Genomic DNA, 17,120 nt, shown 5'->3' with positions numbered 1-17,120 from the left:
ATGCGCCGTCAATACGCCGACGCCCTTTGAGAAAGCGTCAACGGCGAAGGTTAATATTTTAACGGATTGCCGCAGGGTCCCGCTGAAGGGCCAAGCCAGCGAAAGCGCTCAGGGAGAGGCAGTGGCCGTGGGCGTGGGCGTGGGGGCCACATAAGCATTGTCGATCACGAACAGCGGGCGGCCGTATTCGATCGTGAACTCGGTAATCGCCAGGCCGCTGATGTTCGGCAGGACATAGTCGATCTCCAGATCGAATTCCTTGGCCCCGGTTACCTGCGGCGTGGCCACGGGTGTGACGGAGATTGTCAATGCATCCGCGTCCAGGAAGTATGGCTCGCCAAGGCCCAGCGTCTTGATATTCTGCTCAAGCGTGACGGCAGCGAGGTTGTTTTCCTTCTGGTATTCAACCGTGGCGTAACGCGCCGCATCGGACGCGAGGTTTCGCACGGCGTTGTACTTCTGCATGTACACGCCAACTTCCATCACCCCGATCACCAGGCCCATGAAGGCCGGGGCGAGAAGGGCAAATTCCAGCACGGTCGCACCGCGCAGGTCGGATTTGAGGCGCTTGAGGCGCGGAAAGAGCGGTCGCAAGGTCATGATACCTGCACCGTGCGGGTCACGCTGTAATTGAACGTGCTGCCGACACCGAAGCTGGTCCACAGCGGTGTGTAACTGTCAGTGATAACCAGTTTCACATAAGCGTAGATCGGCTTCGATGTATCGCAATCTGCCAGATTGCTAGTGCGCGCCGTCGCAGCATCGCAGCGATATTCCTGCGAGATCACGAGCTGGTCGGGCTTGAGGCTCACCGAGCTTTCGATGATCTTCTCCAGGTCGGTGGAGCTTACACCCGTGCTGTTCGCCGCAGCCAGGACGATGGTCGATGCCTCATTGGCTGCGCTCTGCAATTCCTGCTGGCGCGATACCATGCTGCTGACATCGAACGTGCCCAGCGCAAGCAGGCACAGAATCGGCACGACAAGCGCCGTCTCGATCGCCATTGCACCGCGCTGGCAGCGGGCGAGGGTGGAGGTGAGCTTGCGAAGCATCAGCCGACGAGCCGCACGCCGCCCTTGCTGGTGCCAGCAACAAGCGTCTGGTTGCTGCTGCAGGTCGTGGTGACATTCGTGCTGCCGTTGATCTTGAGCGTGTAAGCCCACAGCTGGAAGCAGTTCGAATTGGTCGCGGAATTGCCGTTCAGCGTGACATTGCCGCGCGGCAGGTACATCGTCCCGCGCATGGAGATGCGCGAGTTGCCGTTGATCTTGTGATCGACCTGGCCGGACAGTTCCGGCAGGTCCTTCCAGTCCTGGCCCGAGGCGTTGCTGTAATCCTTCTTGTCCTCATAGATGAGGAGGCCGGCATACTGGTCCTTGTACGCGTCGTTCGGCCCATCGACAAAGGCGGATGCCTCCATCGGGGACAGGGTCACGGATGCGCCATCGGCATCGCTGTAATCGATGCCGCCGTCCTTGTTGGCATTGCCACTGCCGCCCAGCTTCACGGTCGCGCCATTGCGCAGCACGAACATCACGCCGGTGCCGGTCACGTTACCCTTGTTGCTGGTGAGATCGAGCACACCGCCATCGATGATGTAGATACCCGACGCCATGGTCAGCGTGCATTTCACGTCCCAGCCACCCGTGTAGCGGCCCGGCGTGACGGAAACCTTCTTGTTGTTCTTGCAATCCAGCTGCTTTGCGTTCGATTCTTCATTGCTTGCCAGCAGCGGGGCGGGCAGGCCGCCGAATGCGTCGGAAAGGCCGGTGACGTTCTCCGCAGTCTTGCTTTGCAGCGAAGTCGGGACGGAGGCCGTGCCGCAGGTCGCGATCGTATCAGTCGTGACCGAGGACGAACCGCCGATTTCGATTGCGCCTGCCTCGCAAGACAGCGCGCCGAGGCCGCAGCTGGCATTCACGGTGGCGTTGCCGCCGATCGAGAATGTGCCGGAAGATCCCTTCTTCAGTGCAAGCAGGCACGCCTTGTAAGTCGCGCCATCGGCAAAGGTTGCCTGGGCCACGGCCTGCATGTGCAGCGGCTTGTTGGTCAGGAAGCTGCTGAAAGGCAGGCTTTTCGTGACACTGGCGGACACCAGCACGGAATTGTTCACACCGCCGTCATAGCTCGCCAGCTGGACGTTCGGCGTCGAGTCGAAGTCCGACGTGATCTTCTGGTTCGCGTCGAATTCCTGCTGCGCCCGGGTCGTGTAATTTGTCGACTTTTTGTCGTAGGCGAGGGCCCATGCGCCGGCCATTGCGGCCTGGTCCACCGAGTGCTGTAGCTCTCGCTTCCACATATACAGCTGCGCCATGTCGATGCCGAAACCGGCCGCGCCGATCAGCGCGGGCATCCCCAGCGCAACCAGCAGGGTGGCGTTACCGCTCTTGTTCCGGCGCAGGCGCCGCATCAGCGAAGGCTTCTTTACCATGGATGTGTCCTCGGTCGTATGCATGCGACACTGCCAATAGGGCAGGTGTGGTGACCGAATGGTGCATCGACAGGGTTAAGGCGCCTTAATCATGGCCATCCGGGCTTGCACGGGGGCCGGGTATCGGCTTGGACAGGTGCATGGATGAAGCGCTGCTTGCCGATATCGCCCCGCCGCAGCGCCTTGCGCTGGCCTATGCGGGCAAGGCGACGCGGCTTTCCTTCGCCGCAGTCTTTGCGCTCGATGCCCGCCTCGCAAAGATCATCCGGGCACGGCGGGAGGTGGTGCTGGTGCAGATGCGCCTCGCCTGGTGGCGGGACATGCTGGCGCGGCCGGTGTCCGAATGGCCGAAGGGCGATGCGGTGCTCGGCGCGCTGCGACAATGCGAAGCGCCGGACCGGCTTGGTGCGCTGGTCGATGGCTGGGAAGCGCTGCTGGCGGAGGAGTTTGGCGAGGAACAGCTGGATGCCTATTGCGCCGGACGGCAGGCGGCATTCGCATTTGCCGGGGGGCAGGGCGAGGGCGCAGCAATAGCATCGGACCGGGTCTCGCTGGTGGAATTGCTGCCAAACCTGTCCTCGCCAGAGGAACGCTCGCTGGTCGCTGACCGCCTCGATGCACTTGAGCCAACGCCGAAAATGCCGCGCGCGCAGCGGCCGCTTGCCGTGCTGGATGGTCTAGCCAACCGCGCACACCGCGCAGGCCGCTCGGGAGACCTGCTTGCGGGGCCGGGTGACATGGTTGCCGCGATCCGGCTTGGCTTGCTGGGCCGATGACGTAATCTGGGGGTTAAGGGGAGCAGACTATGAACCGCCTGATTCTGGGAGCATTTCTGGCGCTGGCCGCCGCGGGCATCGCCTTCAGCTGGCTGCAGGGACGCCAGGACGTGGAGCGCGCCGCGCCGCCCGCCGTGGAAGAGCCACTGGCCGAGGCGACGCCCGAAGGCCTGCCCAGCGCGGATGCGGCAGGCATGACCGGTCCCGCGCCACCCGAGGCGACCGAGCTGAGCAAGGAACAGCGCCGCTTCTTCCGCTACGACCGCAACCGCGACCTGCGCATCAGCCGTAACGAGATGCTTTCCAGCCGCACGAAGGCCTTCCGCAAGCTGGATACGGACGGAAACAACCTCCTCACGTTCGAGGAGTGGGCCGTGGCCACCGTGGACAAGTTCGACGGCGCAGACGCTGACCGTGACGGCGAGCTGACCCAGAAGGAATTCGCCTCGACGAAGCCCAAGCCGGCGAAACGGCGTCCCGGCTGCAATTGCTGAGCGGAGTTCGAGCGGGCGCCGAGGCTACTGAGAGACCCCGGCCTGCGCCGGGGATCACTTAGTTTGGCAACACGCATGAGTCCCAGCGAACGCTGGGACCTCCCTCGGCCCCGAACAAACCTTCAGGCCGGTATCCCGTCAAGCGTCGCCAGCCACCCACCGAAGTCTTCCTTGGCGCGCGATGTGTAGGCTTCCTTGCGCTGCTTTTTCGGAACCTTGTGCAGCGGCGGGAACAGGCCGAAATTGACGTTCATGGGCTGGAAGCTGCTCGCCTCCGCATCGCCGGTAATGTGGCTGAGCAGCGCGCCCATCGCGCTGGTGCGCGGCGGCGCTTCCCAGTTCTCGCCCGCCAGTTCGGTTGCCGCCATCACGCCCGCCAACAGGCCCACGGCAGCGCTTTCGACATAGCCTTCGCAGCCCGTCATCTGTCCGGCGAAGCGGATATGCGACGCAGTCCTCAAGCGCAGCTGGCGGTCCAGCAGCTTGGGCGAGTTGATGAAGGTGTTGCGGTGCATCCCGCCCAGCCGCGCAAACTCGGCATTCTCGAGGCCGGGAATGGTGCGGAACAGCTCCACCTGCGCGCCGTATTTCATCTTGGTCTGGAAGCCGACCATGTTCCACAGCGTGCCCAGCTTGTTGTCCTGCCGCAGCTGCACCACCGCATAGGGCCACTTGCCCTGCGGATGTTCCTCGCTTGTGTCGTAGGGGTTATCCAGCCCCACGCCCTTCATCGGGCCATAGCGCAGTGTCTCCACTCCGCGCTCCGCCATCACCTCGATCGGCATGCAGCCATCGAAGTAAGGCGTGTCCGCTTCCCATTCCTTGAACTCGCCCTTCTCGGCATCCATCAGGCCCTGGTGGAAGGCGAGGTACTGCTCCTTCGTCATGGGGCAATTGATGTAATCGCCATCCTCATTGCTGGCCGCCGTCCGCTTGTTCCAGCGGCTCTGGATCCAGGCCTTGGACATGTCGATGCTGTCGCGGTGGACGATGGGGGCGATGGCATCGAAGAAGGCGAGGCTGTCCGCTCCCGTTAGCGCGCCGATACTGTCCGCCAGCGCCGCAGCCGTCAGCGGGCCAGTGGCGACGATGACGGGGCCGTCCTGCGGCAGGGTGTCAACCAGTTCGCGCACCACCGTGATATTGGGATGCTGGGTGAGGGCCTTTTCCACCTCGGCGCTGAAGACGTCGCGGTCCACGGCCATGGCGCTGCCAGCCGGCACGCGCGCCACTTCGCCCGCGCGCATCACCAGGCTGTCCATCCGCCGCATCTCGTGGTGCAGCAGGCCGACGGCGTTCTTCTCGTCATCGTCGGAGCGGAAGGAATTGGAGCACACCAGCTCCGCCAGCCCGTCCGACTGGTGCGCCGGGGTCATGTGCCCCGCGCCGCGCATTTCGGACAGCTTCACACGCACGCCGCGCTGCGCCAGCTGCCATGCAGCCTCGCTACCAGCCAGCCCGCCGCCAATGATATGGATATCGTGTTTCATTTCAGCTGTCATTTCGGCAGCGCGCTTGCTCCCATGCGGGCTTTGGGTCAAGGGAAGCGGCATGCCTGTGCGCCGCGCCCTGATTGAGAAACGCCCCTGGCTCGTGGCCAGCATCGCCGCCGCGCTGCTGTTCTATTACCTGCGGCTTACGAGTTTTCCGGAGTTCTGGCTGGTGCCGGTGAAGGGCGCGCCGATGGCTTTGCTGGCGGCCTATGCCTGGCATCGCCACGACAGCCGCGATGCACGCCACCTGGCGGGCGCGCTTGCGCTGGCCAGCCTTGCGGACATGGCGATAGAATTTACCCTGCTGGCAGGCGGCATACTCTTTTTCGCATACCACCTCGCCATGATTGCGCTGTATCTGCGGCATCAGCGGGATCGGCTTGCACCCAGCCAGAAACTGTTCGTCGCCGCGCTGCTGATCCTGACGCCAATCGTCGCATTCCTGCTGCCGGAAGACCGGTCCATGGGTGTGCAGACGGGCCTCTATGCCTTGCCGCTCGCCGGCATGGCTGCGGGCGCCTGGGCCAGCCGCTTCTCGCGCTACCAGGTCGGCATAGGCGCTGTGCTGTTCGTGATTTCGGACCTGCTGATCTTTGCTGAGCTTGGCCCGCTATCGGGCAGCCCGGTGCCCAATGCTGCGATCTGGCCGACCTATTTCCTCGGCCAGTTCCTGATCGCGACCGGGATCATCCAGGCGCTGCGCAAGGCGGACCCGGCGCACAAACACTGACGGCTCCGGCAGTGACAAGCTTTGTCACTTGAACCTGCATGGCGGCTATGGAAGCTTGCCGCCGAATAGCAGGAGCCGACCGATGCTTTTCCGTGCCATCGCCACCCTTTCCATCGCAGCCGCGGCATTTGCCTATCCAGCGCCAGCCACCGCCGCCGCAAACGAGAGCGAACTGCGCGAACGATGCATGGCCGACGGCGGGGACCCGCAGGCCTGCACGGACTATGGCTATGTGCTGGTCAACAGCGGCGATCCGGCCAAGGCAAAGATCGGTGGCAAGCTGCTGACCACCACGTGTCAGGCCGGGTTCGCAAATGCCTGCTTCGAGGCGGGGAAGGCGGCGACCGCCAGCAAGCCCGGCACAGGGTTTGCCGACTGGGAAATTGCCCTCAGCTACCGCGAGGCTTGCGATATGGACCATGCGCGCGCCTGCACCGTGCTCGCGCTGATGTACATGCCCGATTCCGGGTCCATCCTGAACCATGACCAGGGCGCGGCGATAGCCCTGCTGGAAAAGGCCTGCCGCCTGAGAGAACCCGATGCCTGCACGATCACGGGGAAGATTATCCCCGCCGGGCGCAGCGATCCGAACTGGAAATACGTGCCCGCCATCGATCCTTCTCTGACCGCTCCCGAACAGATGAAGCTCGCCCGCAGTTACATTACGGCAGGTGGCGACAAGCGGCAGATCGGCATCACCACCGTCGCGCGCTTGCAGCAGGAAGGCTGGCCGGACGCGCACTACGAGATCGCCATGTGGTTCCGCGACGGGAAATACGGCTTCGACAAGGATCCGGCCATCGCCTCCAACCTGTTCTACAATGCCGGCACGCGCGGCCATGTGGAGGGGATGATCGAGCTGGGCATGGCCTATTGGTACGGACAGGGCCGCGAGGAGAACCAGCAACTTGGCCTCGCTTACATGCGGATGGCTGCGGTGCGCGGAAGCGAGAAGGCGCAGGCCATCTATCGCAACATGCTGTACGAGCCGGTGCGGCAGGAAAATGCGCGCCAGGCGCAGCTTGCCGCGGAACGCGCGAAGCAGCAGCGTTGGGCAAGCCAGTACAACTGGTCCAGCCCCAGCTACGGATCGTGGTCGCCCTCCCGCAGCAATTACGATTATGCCGGCGAAGCCCGCCGCCAGCGCGAATTCGAGGCCCGACAGGACCGCAGCAATTGGAACAATGCAATGCGCTATCACACGGGCGGTACGTCCGCCTGCCTGTACAGCAATCCATACTGCTGAACGAAAATGGGTCGCGCACGCATGGCGCGTGCCTTACCCGGCTTCGACGGATGCGGCAGCCGCGGCGGAGGACGGCTTGGGGCGCCCCGTCCCGGTGACTTTTGTCAGGACCGCTTCCAGCATCGGCGTCATGATATCCAGCCGCCGCGCCTTGATGACGATATCCCAAAGCGGTTCGAACTTCTTCCAGCCGGCCGCATAGGCGAAATGCTTCGCGCGGTGTTTCTGCGATCCGTGCGACAGGGCGCCCGCCGCCATGTTCCGCCAGGAATAGAAATCGCTATACGCCCGGTCATACCCCGCCTTCAGCGCCCCCGGTGTCAGCTTGGCAGGACGATAGACGACATGCCGCGTATCGTAGAGATCCCAATTGCGCGTGGTGATGCGGCCCTGTTCCTCCATTGCCTTGTACAGCCGCGTGCCGGGATAGGGCGTCTGGATGTGGAAGGTGGAGGTGGTGATGCCGTTGCGCACGGCCCAGTCCACCGTCCGGTCGAACACGTCCGTATCATCATCGTCCATGCCGAACACGAAGCTACCGTTGATCATGATGCCGAGGTCGGACAGCCGCCGCGCCACCGCCTCGTAATCGCGCGCCAGGTTCTGTTTCTTGTTGCTGGCACGCAGGTTCGCAGGGCTGAAGGTTTCGAAGCCGACGAACAGGCTGCGCAGCCCGGCCTCGGCCGCCTTCTCGATCAGGTCTCCGCGCAGGACCGAATCCACCGTCGCTGCCCCCTGCCATAAACGGCCCATGCCGCGCATCCCGTCGAACAGCCCTTCCGCAAAGCGGCGGTTGCCCAGGATATGGTCGTCGAGGAAATAGAGGTGCCGTCCGGGCAGGCGCTCGATTTCGGCCAGCGCCTCGTCCACCTGCTGGACGTAAAACCCCTTGCCGCCTTCGAAGAAGGCATCCTTGTAACAGAAGTCGCAATGCTGCGGGCAGCCGCGCGTCACTACGATGGAATTGGGGACAAGGTACCGATTGCGCTTGATCAGGTCGCGGCGGACCGGCGGGATGCCATGGATGGTCCGTCCGCTGGTGGAGGTGTAGACGGATAGCGGCTCGTCGCGCCGGAAATCCGCAAGGAACTGCGGAAAGGTCTGTTCACCCGGCCCAAGGAATATTGTGTCGGCATGCGGCGCCGCCTCGTGGGGCAGGGACGTGACGTGCAGGCCCCCGAGTGCAACGTGGCAGCCTTTTGCGCGGTAGTGATCGGCGAGCCTGTAAGCCCGGTATGCATTCGTAATGTAAACCTGGATGACCACCAGGTCCGGCTCGTCGTTGGTGTTGAAGGTCTCGACATGGTCGTCGACCAACTCAACTTCGTCATCGGGAGAGAGGTAGGATGCGAGCGTCGCCAGTCCCAGCGGCGGGAACAGCGAGTACTTGATCGGGCGCCAGAACGGGCTTTTAGCCTCGGTCAGCGCCGGCAGGATCATCTTCACTTTCATCGCAGTCTCCCCTGATGATGGCCATCATGACCACATCAGGTGAACCTGCGATGAAACGTGCTTTTTCGTCGATGAACTGTTAGGCTTCCGGATCCTCGTCCGCGTTGGAATCGCGGTCCATCGTGGTGTCGGGGGTGGTCACGTCCCCGCCGCCGCGGCGTTCGACCATTTCCTCCACCACGGCTTCCTCCGCCTCGTTCTCCGGTTCCTCGGTCTCGTCGATCAGCGCGGCGCCGACGATCTTCTCGCCCTTGGCCACGTTGAAGATGCCGATGCCGGAGGATGTGCGGCCGGATACCGAGATACCCTTGTGATCCTCGAACCCGCCTTCGATCTCGTGGCGGAAGTGGATGGGCAGGCGGATCAGCTTGGCCTGGTCCGTCACCAGCATCAGCTGCGAGCCATGCGTGACCGGCATGCTGGCAACGACCGGGCCGTTGCGTTCGGGGTTGCTGTCCGGGCTGCCGATATTGGTCAGGCCCTGGCCGCCGCGCCCGATGGTGCGGTATTCATACGCGCTGCTGATCTTGCCGTAGCCGTTCTGCGTCAGCGTGAGGATGAACTCCTCCTCCTCCCGCATCTTGGCGACCGTTTCGGCATCCAGCGTGTGCTCCGCCTCGTTGTTCTTCCAATGCGCCGCGCGCAGGTATGCCTCGCGCTTCTCCATGTCGGCATCGAGCGGGTCCAGCACGGCCATGGAGACGACCTTGGCCCCGTCCTTCAGCGTCATGCCGCGCACGCCAATGCCAGTGCGGCTCTTCGTTTCGCGGGCGTCTGTCGCGTGGAAGCGGATCGCCTTGCCGGCGTCACTCGCCAGGAAGATCTCCTGCGTCTCGTTCAGCAGCTCCACACCGATCAGGCGGTCATCGCTGCCTTCCACGAAGCCCATTGCGTATTTGCCGGCCGTGGGGACATTGGTGAACGCGTCCATAGAGTTGCGGCGCACCATGCCCTGTTCCGTCGCGAAGACGATATTTAGCGCTTCCCACTCGGTCTCGTCCTCCGGCAGGCTGAGCACGTTCGTCACGCGCTCATCCTCGCCCAGCGGCAGCATGTTGACCATCGGGCGGCCCTTCGTCTGCGGGCCGCCTTCGGGCAGCTTCCAGACCTTCAGGCGATAGACGCGGCCGGTGTTAGTGAAAAACATTACCGGGTTGTGCGTGCTGGTGACGAACATCTCGACCACCGCATCCTCGTCCTTCGTGGCCATGCCGCTGCGGCCCTTGCCGCCGCGGGCCTGCGCCCGGAAGGTGGAGAGGGGGGTGCGTTTGATGTAGCCGCCGTGGGTCACGGTCACGACCATGTCCTCGCGCTCGATCAGGTCCTCGTCCTCCAGCCCGTCCCAGGCGGGGGCGATCTCGGACAGGCGGGGGGTGGCGTAATTGTCGCGGATCTCGGTCAGCTCGCCGCGCATCACGCCGTACAGCTTCGCGCGGTCGGCCAGGATCGAGAGGTATTCCTCGATGGCCAGCGCGAGCTCCTTCAGCTCCTCGCCGATTTCGTCACGGCCGAGTGCCGTCAGGCGGTGCAGGCGCAGTTCCAGGATCGCCTTCACCTGCCGTTCGGACAGCTGGTAAGTGCCCTCTTCCTGGTCGGCGGTCGGCTCGATCGCCTCCACCAGCCGGATGTACTGCGCGATGTCGCCGATCGGCCATTCCTTGGCCAGCAGGCGCGCCCGGGCTTCCGCCGGGTTGGGCGCGCTGCGGATCATGGCGACGACTTCGTCCAGATTGGACACTGCGACCACCAGGCCCAGCAAGATATGCGCCCGGTCGCGCGCCTTGTTCAGCTCGAACTTGGTGCGGCGCGTAATCACTTCCTCGCGGAAGGCGATGAAGGTCTGCACGAAATCGCGCAGCGTCAGCACTTCCGGCCGGCCGCCGCGAATGGCGAGCATATTTGCCGGGAAGCTGGCCTGCGCGGGCGTGTAGCGCCAGATCTGGTTCAGCACGACTTCGGGGCTGGCGTCGCGCTTCAGGTCGACGACCACACGCACGCCTTCGCGACTGGATTCGTCGCGGATGTCGGAAATGCCCTCGATGCGTTTTTCCTTGGCGGCATCGGCGATCTTCTCGACCAGCCCGCTCTTGCCGACCTGGTAGGGGATGGAGGTGAGCACGATGGACTTACGGTCCCCGCGCTTCTCCTCGATCTCGTGCCGGGCGCGCATCAGCACGCCGCCGCGGCCTGTGGTGTAAGCGGCCTTCGCGCCGCTCTGGCCCAAAATCAGGGGCGCCGTCGGGAAATCGGGGCCGGGGATGTGCTCCATCAGCTCTTCGGAAGTGATGCCCGGATTGTCCATGAAGGCCAGGCAGCCGTCGATCACTTCGCCAAGGTTATGCGGCGGGATATTGGTGGCCATGCCCACCGCGATGCCGCCTGCGCCATTGACCAGCAGGTTGGGGAAGCGGGCGGGGAGGACGGTCGGCTCCTGCCGTGAGCCGTCATAGTTCTCCGCGAAATCGACCGTGTCCTTGTCCAGATCGTCCAGCAGCGTGGTCGCCACCTTGGCCAGTCGCGCTTCGGTATAGCGCATGCTGGCGGGCGGATCGGGGTCCATGCTGCCGAAATTGCCCTGGCCGTCCACCAGTGGCACGCGCATGGACCAGTCCTGCGTCATGCGGGCGAGTGCGTCGTAGATCGCGCTGTCGCCGTGCGGGTGGTAGTTACCCATCACGTCGCCCACGATCTTGGCGCTCTTGCGATAAGGGCGCCCAGCCACGAAGCCGCCTTCCTGGCTGGCGAAGAGGATGCGGCGATGGACCGGCTTCAGCCCGTCACGCACATCGGGCAGCGCGCGGCTGACGATCACGCTCATCGCGTAATCGAGGTAGCTGGTCTTCATCTCATCGACGATGTCGATGCGTTCGTATTCGTGCGGGGTTGCTGCGGGCTCGAGGGTTTCTGTGTCGTCGCTCATCAGGCGTTCCCGGCTGTTTGTTTCATGGGGATATGCATTGCAGCAGCAGACTACGCGCACGCGGCCTTGCGGACCAGCTTTGCTGCGCCAAAAGCACGGATTTCCGGCGATTTATCCACATTCGGGACCGCTGGAGGGCGTCCGTGCGTTCAATCACTATTCAGGGGGCAAAATGTAGGGTTATTGCAATTCGTCGGAGCCAGCGCCAAGGCGCGCCAACGGCTGAAAGATCGACGGGCTGGCCGGCCTTACAAATCGGCCCTACGATACAATTTACGGTTTCAGGAGAGTATGTTCATGCTTCGCAATCCCCTTCGTGCCCGCAAATCGGGTTTCGTGTCCGGCATCGCAATGGCGATGGCTCTTGCATCGGGCGCAGTGGTCGCAACTGCGGTTACACCCGTCGAGGCGCACGCGCAGGAATATTCCAAGAAGTTCAAGGAAGCCTACGGTGCAGCCGCCGAGATGACGACGGGCGAGACGCCGAACTGGGAAGGCGTGCGCACCGCGCTGCCCGCCCTGCTGGCGCTGATCACCAATGAAGACGAGCGCTTTGCCGTCGGCCAGCTTTCGCTGCAGGCCGGCAATGCGCTGTCCGACCGCGCGCTGCAGCGCCAGGGCCTCGAACTGTCGCTGGAAAGCGGCAAGGTCCCGGCCGAACGTCTTGGCCTGTTCAACTGGTTTGCCGGCAATTTGGCTTACCAGGACAATGAGTTCGCGATGGCTCGCACCTATTTCCAGGCGGCATCTGCTGCCGGTTATACGGAAAACGATCCCACCGGCCTGATCGCGGAAAGCTATTTCAAGGAAAACGACATTTCCGGCGGCCTTAACTTCCTGAAGGGCGCCGCCACCACGCGCATGGCCGAAGGCCTGCCGGTGGACGAGGCATGGCTGCTGCGCGGCCTGAAGCTTTCCTATGAGAACGAGCTGCCCGACCAGGCGCTCGATTTCGCGACCATGCTGATCAGCCAGAACCCGACGGAGCAGAACTGGCTCTACGGTGTGCAGGTCGTGAATGCGACGAACAGCTTCGAACCGCAGGCTCAGCTGGACCTGCTGCGCCTGCAGCGCAAGACCGGCGCGCTGAAGGAGCGTTACGAATACGTCGAGTATGTCGAATCCGCCGATCCCCGCAAGATGGGCGGCGAAGTGATGGCCGTGCTGGATGAAGGCGTCGCAGCCGGCATCATCAGCACCGGCGACACGGTCTATACCGACAATTACAACCTCGCGAAGACCCGCTCCGCCGCCGATGCGCGCGAAGTCGCCGGCCTGGTTGCGGAAGCACGTTCTTCCAGCACCGGCGTGACCGCGCAGGGCGTGGGCGACACGTTCTACAGCCTGGGCTCCTATGCCGAGGCCGAAGACATGTACAATGTCGCACTGGAGAAAGGCGTTCGTGACCGCCAGATGGTGGTGACCCGCCTCGGCATCGCGCAGGCCATGCAGGGCAAGCTTGACCTCGCGCGCTCGACCTTCGCCGAGATCGCCGGTCCGCGCGTTCCGATCGCGCGCCTGTGGATGGCCTGGATCGACTCCCAGAGCTGATCTGCGGTCAGACCTGAATACAAGAGCGGCGCGGCGACCCAGAGGTTGCCGCGCCGCTTTCTTTTGTGCTCCAATCAGGGGGAGGGCAGAGGCCCAGGCCTGAGCGTCAGACGTTGAATTTGAAGAGCATGACGTCGCCGTCCTGCACGTCGTAATCCTTGCCTTCCTGCCTCAGCTTGCCCGCTTCCTTCGCGCCGTTTTCCCCGCCCAGCGATATGTAATCGTCATAGGCGATGGTTTCGGCACGGATGAACCCGCGCTCGAAGTCGGTGTGGATCTCGCCGGCGGCCTGCGGAGCCTTCGCGCCCGCCGGGAAGGTCCATGCCCGCGATTCCTTGGGGCCGGCGGTGAAGAAGGTCTGCAGCCCAAGCAGCTTGTAACCGGCACGGATCACGCGGCTGAGCCCGGACTCTTCCAGGCCCAGCTCGGTGAGGTATTCCGCGCGGTCCTCCAGCGGCATTTCCACCAGCTCGCTCTCGATGGCGGCGGAAACGACCACGGCCTGCGCGCCTTCGGCTTCGGCTTTCTCGAACACCTTGGCCGACAGTGCATTGCCGTCGGCCGCGTCTTCCTCAGCAACATTGCAGACATAAAGGACAGGCTTTGCCGTCAACAGCTGCGCCTGCGCGAACACGCGTTCCTCATCATCGCCGTTCGGCTCGGTCAGGCGCGCGGGCTTGCCGTCGCGAAGCAGGTCCAGCGCCTGGCCCAGCACGCTGGCGAGGACCTTGGCGTCCTTGTCTCCGGCGATGGCCTTCTTCTGCGCAGCGGGTACGCGCTTCTCCAGGCTTTCCAGGTCCGCCAGCATCAGCTCGGTCTCGACCACTTCGGCATCGGCAATGGGATCGACGCGGTTGCTGACATGCTGGATGTCGTCATCCTCGAAGCAGCGCAGGACATGAACGATGGCGTCCACTTCGCGGATATTGCCGAGGAACTGGTTGCCCAGGCCTTCGCCCGCGCTCGCACCCTTCACCAGCCCGGCAATGTCCACGAAGCCCAGCTGCGTGGGGATGACCTTGGCCGACTTGGCGATGGCCGCAATCTTGTCCAGCCGCGCGTCCGGCACGGCGACCTGCCCCACATTGGGCTCGATCGTGCAGAACGGATAATTCGCCGCCTGCGCGGCCTGCGTTTCGGTGAGTGCGTTGAACAGGGTGGACTTGCCGACATTGGGCAGGCCGACGATCCCGCAGCGGAATCCCATGGGTGATGTCCTTCAGATAGGAATAGTGGTTGGCGCGCGCATTAGCGGCGCGGCCGGCGCTTTACCAGATGCGTGTCAGCCCTGCATCCGTAATGCGATGTCGCTCATGAAACGGGCGGCTTCGTCCTTCGCCAGCCAGTCCGCCTCCGCGCCGATTGCGCCGAGCATGTCGACCAGGTCGTCCATCTCCGCCTTCGCGTAATTGCCCAGGACATGGCCATGCACGCGGTCCTTGTGGCCCGGGTGGCCGATGCCGATCCGCACGCGGCGGTATTCGTCGCCGACATGCTGGTGGATGGAGCGCAGGCCATTGTGGCCGGCATGGCCTCCGCCCTGCTTCACCTTCACCTTGAACGGCGCGAGGTCAAGCTCGTCATGGAAGACGGTCAGCGCATCGGGGCCAAGCTTGTAGAAACGCAGCGCCTCGCCCACCGCGCGGCCGCTTTCATTCATGAAGGTGGCTGGCTTCAGCAGCAGCACCTTTTCGCCGCCGATGCGGCCTTCCTGCGCCCAGCCGGAAAACTTCTTCTGCACCGGGCCAAACCCGTGCGCGTCCGCGATCACGTCACACGCCATGAAGCCGACATTGTGCCGGTTCATCGCATATTGCGGACCCGGATTTCCAAGACCTGCCCAAATTTGCATAGTTTCCCTTAGCATGCTTCGCTTGCCCCTCAAGCGCCGGGCGCAGCGCGTCCGCGCTGCTTGGCTTCCGGCCTACCGGCCTACCGGCCGACGCGCGGTCGCGCTTGCGGTCGATTACCATCGACCGAGCTTGAGCTGGCCACCTCGCATGGCTCCACTCCGGTCCGCCCTGAGCGGACCGCAAGGCCGACCGGCTGCCCGCAGGTGCCCCGCAGGCCGCCACCGGCGGGCGGAGGGAGCAGCACCGAGGACGAACCCGCGGATGCGGGTTCATGAAGCAAACGACCGACAAAAAGGGCGCCGACTCCAATGGAGGCGGCGCCCTTTTCTGTTCGGTCGCAGAGCGTAATATTACTCGCTCTTGGCTTCCTGTTCTTCGGCGGCGTCCGCATCGGGACCCTGTTCGGTCGCGGCGGTTTCGCCAGCTTCCATGTCTTCGCCGGTCTGGTCGGCGGCTTCGCCTTCCGAACGCTTCAGCGCAGACGGGGCAACCAGCGTCGCGATGGTGTAATCGCGGTCGGTGATCGCGCTTTCGCTGCCTTCCGGCAGGGTCACGGCGCTGATGTGGATCGAATCGCCCACTTCCGTACCGGTGACGTCGATTTCGATCTCGCTCGGGATCTTGTCCGCTTCGCAGACCAGTTCCAGCTCGTGACGGACAACGTTCAGCACGCCGCCCTTCTTAAGGCCGGGGCTGGCTTCTTCATTCACGAAGACGACGGGGATGTTGACTTCGATCTTCGCGTCCTTGGACAGGCGCAGGAAGTCCACATGCATCGGGCGGTCGGAGACCGGGTGGAACGCCACGTCCTTCGGCAGCGTGCGGACTTTCTTGCCGCCCGCGTCGATGTTGACGATGGAGTTCATGAAGTGGCCCGTGCCAAGCAGCTTTACCAGCGCCTTGGCTTCGACGTGGATCGTCGTGGGTTCTTCTTTGCCGCCGTAGATTACAGCGGGGACGCGGCCTTCATTTCGCAGCGCGCGGGAGGCTCCCTTGCCAGCCCGTTCACGCAGCTCGGCCGACAGGTTCAGAGCGTCGCTCATGATGCATGCCTTTCGAATTGCATTGATGTCAGTGCTTCCCGCCACGCCTCCAGGGATGACCATGGACAGGAAGTGCGCGCCCTTACGCGGGAACGCCGCCCAAGGCAAGCACCCATGGTGCTGCCCGGGGCGGCGTCATGTGGCCCATACGGGAGGGTCGATTACTGCGTGACGCGCGTCACGGTGAAGCCGCGGTCTTCCAGCATTCCCTGCACGCTGTCTTCACCGGCGAGGTGGCCGGCACCAACCGCCACGAATACCGTGCCAGGCTGGTCCATCCGGTCGTCGATCCACACGGCCCAGTTGGCGTTACGGTCCGTCAGCAGGCGCTGATACAGCACCGGATCGTCCAGATTGTCGTTCAGCAGGACGGCCAGGCCATCGGGATCGCCAGCCAGCCATTCCGCAACCATCGCATCGATCGTGGTCACCACGCCGCCAAGGTTCTCGACCGTCTCGTCAAGGAAGGTCAGCTGCGTCTCCATCGGCAGGCCATCGAACATGTCGACCTGGAATTCCGCCGTCTCCAGCGCGCCGCGCTCCTTGTCGGGGCCGGCCTTCAGCAGCGCCATCTCCACGCCGGAGTTCGGGTCATAACCGGCCTTCATCATGGGCAACTGGCTCAGCACGATGGACGCCATCCACGGTTCGAAACGGTCGAACTGCGCCACGGGGATGCCCAGCTCTGTCAGCGCCGCCTCGTACTGCGCGCGGTCCTCATCAGTCATCAGGTCGCGCAGGCTCTGGCCTGGGGGCAGCATCCCGCGGGACATGAACAGCTGACCGATGGCGGCCTGGTTGCTCATGTCGATTTCGGTCACGACCTCGTCGCTGCCTTCGAAGGCGGCGGCGATGCGGCCGTCGTACCATTCCACGCCCTTGGGCAGGATATGGACCGTGCCGAACAGGTAGATCGTCGTATCCTCGTCCTGCAGCATCCACAGGGCCGGGGTCACATAATCGGCTGCGGCCTGCATCGGGGCTGCCGAAGCCGTAGCCGGCGCGGGCGTGTCTGCCTGCGAACAGGCGCCGGAGGACAGGGCGAGGGCGAGGGCGGAGCCTGCCGTGGCGAGGGTCTTGAGAAGCGTTTTCATGTGTCGTTCCTTGCTTTGTGTATCTGTGGGTTTCGAA

15 protein-coding genes are annotated in these 17,120 nt (G+C 63.8%); 5 read left to right on the top strand and 10 right to left on the bottom strand.

The window, feature by feature from the left end; genetic code table 11:
- Positions 1–108: 108 nt before the first annotated feature.
- The 3 genes from A6F65_RS08595 to A6F65_RS08585 are packed head-to-tail and all read right to left on the bottom strand — an operon-like array spanning position 109 to position 2,455.
- Entirely contained in the window at positions 109–600 is a 492-nt protein-coding gene (locus A6F65_RS08595) for a TadE/TadG family type IV pilus assembly protein (protein ID WP_067787813.1), read from the bottom strand.
- The gene (locus A6F65_RS08590; RefSeq protein ID WP_067787811.1) at positions 597–1,052 is read right to left on the bottom strand and encodes a TadE/TadG family type IV pilus assembly protein; all 456 of its coding nucleotides are present in this window, start codon (positions 1,050–1,052) and stop codon (positions 597–599) included. The genes A6F65_RS08595 and A6F65_RS08590 overlap by 4 nt, the downstream gene beginning before the upstream one ends.
- Positions 1,052–2,455, bottom strand: coding sequence for a TadE/TadG family type IV pilus assembly protein (locus A6F65_RS08585; RefSeq protein WP_237164794.1), 1,404 nt, complete (start codon positions 2,453–2,455; stop codon positions 1,052–1,054). Before A6F65_RS08585 ends, A6F65_RS08590 begins: the two co-directional genes overlap by 1 nt.
- Before the next feature lie 116 nt (positions 2,456–2,571).
- Here A6F65_RS08585 and A6F65_RS08580 point away from each other — a divergent pair, with 116 nt between their 5' ends.
- On the top strand, positions 2,572–3,207 hold the full coding sequence (locus A6F65_RS08580; protein WP_067787809.1) for a hypothetical protein: 636 nt from the start codon (positions 2,572–2,574) through the stop codon (positions 3,205–3,207).
- Between the two features lie 29 nt (positions 3,208–3,236).
- Positions 3,237–3,701, top strand: a complete 465-nt coding sequence (locus tag A6F65_RS08575) for an EF-hand domain-containing protein (RefSeq protein ID WP_067787807.1) — start codon at positions 3,237–3,239, stop codon at positions 3,699–3,701.
- 122 nt (positions 3,702–3,823) lie between these two features.
- Here the strand turns inward: A6F65_RS08575 and trmFO are convergent, their stop codons facing one another.
- Positions 3,824–5,191 (bottom strand): methylenetetrahydrofolate--tRNA-(uracil(54)-C(5))-methyltransferase (FADH(2)-oxidizing) TrmFO, encoded by a 1,368-nt coding sequence (gene trmFO / locus A6F65_RS08570; protein WP_205631870.1) that lies wholly within the window; start codon positions 5,189–5,191, stop codon positions 3,824–3,826.
- 61 nt (positions 5,192–5,252) lie between these two features.
- Here trmFO and A6F65_RS08565 point away from each other — a divergent pair, with 61 nt between their 5' ends.
- Positions 5,253–5,924 carry a lysoplasmalogenase family protein gene (locus A6F65_RS08565; RefSeq protein WP_067787805.1) on the top strand — a complete coding sequence of 224 codons (672 nt, stop codon included), beginning with the start codon at positions 5,253–5,255 and terminating at the stop codon, positions 5,922–5,924.
- An 82-nt stretch (positions 5,925–6,006) separates the two neighbouring features.
- Positions 6,007–7,170, top strand: a complete 1,164-nt coding sequence (locus A6F65_RS08560) for a tetratricopeptide repeat protein (RefSeq protein WP_067787803.1) — start codon at positions 6,007–6,009, stop codon at positions 7,168–7,170.
- A 33-nt stretch (positions 7,171–7,203) separates the two neighbouring features.
- Here A6F65_RS08560 and A6F65_RS08555 read toward each other — a convergent pair whose 3' ends face one another.
- Entirely contained in the window at positions 7,204–8,622 is a 1,419-nt protein-coding gene (locus A6F65_RS08555) for a B12-binding domain-containing radical SAM protein (protein WP_067787801.1), read from the bottom strand.
- A gap of 79 nt (positions 8,623–8,701) precedes the next feature.
- A complete protein-coding gene (gene gyrA, locus A6F65_RS08550; RefSeq protein ID WP_067787799.1) occupies positions 8,702–11,542 on the bottom strand; it encodes a DNA gyrase subunit A in 2,841 nt (946 codons plus the stop codon).
- A 297-nt stretch (positions 11,543–11,839) separates the two neighbouring features.
- Between gyrA and A6F65_RS08545 the strand changes: the two genes are divergently transcribed.
- On the top strand, positions 11,840–13,093 hold the full coding sequence (locus A6F65_RS08545; protein ID WP_157093100.1) for a hypothetical protein: 1,254 nt from the start codon (positions 11,840–11,842) through the stop codon (positions 13,091–13,093).
- A gap of 106 nt (positions 13,094–13,199) precedes the next feature.
- On the opposite strand, the gene ychF is transcribed toward A6F65_RS08545, so the two are convergent.
- From ychF to A6F65_RS08525, 4 genes are all read right to left on the bottom strand, one after another.
- Positions 13,200–14,300 carry a redox-regulated ATPase YchF gene (gene ychF, locus A6F65_RS08540; protein WP_067787795.1) on the bottom strand — a complete coding sequence of 367 codons (1,101 nt, stop codon included), beginning with the start codon at positions 14,298–14,300 and terminating at the stop codon, positions 13,200–13,202.
- A 75-nt stretch (positions 14,301–14,375) separates the two neighbouring features.
- On the bottom strand, positions 14,376–14,945 hold the full coding sequence (gene pth, locus A6F65_RS08535) for an aminoacyl-tRNA hydrolase (protein WP_067787793.1): 570 nt from the start codon (positions 14,943–14,945) through the stop codon (positions 14,376–14,378).
- A gap of 351 nt (positions 14,946–15,296) precedes the next feature.
- Positions 15,297–15,989, bottom strand: coding sequence for a 50S ribosomal protein L25/general stress protein Ctc (locus A6F65_RS08530; RefSeq protein WP_067787791.1), 693 nt, complete (start codon positions 15,987–15,989; stop codon positions 15,297–15,299).
- A 161-nt stretch (positions 15,990–16,150) separates the two neighbouring features.
- Positions 16,151–17,083, bottom strand: a complete 933-nt coding sequence (locus A6F65_RS08525) for a TraB/GumN family protein (protein WP_067787788.1) — start codon at positions 17,081–17,083, stop codon at positions 16,151–16,153.
- Positions 17,084–17,120 lie beyond the last annotated feature (37 nt).

It is taken from the genome of Paraurantiacibacter namhicola (assembly GCF_001687545.1).
GTDB classification, from domain to species: domain Bacteria; phylum Pseudomonadota; class Alphaproteobacteria; order Sphingomonadales; family Sphingomonadaceae; genus Paraurantiacibacter; species Paraurantiacibacter namhicola.
This window is presented reverse-complemented; position numbering and strand designations above follow the sequence as displayed.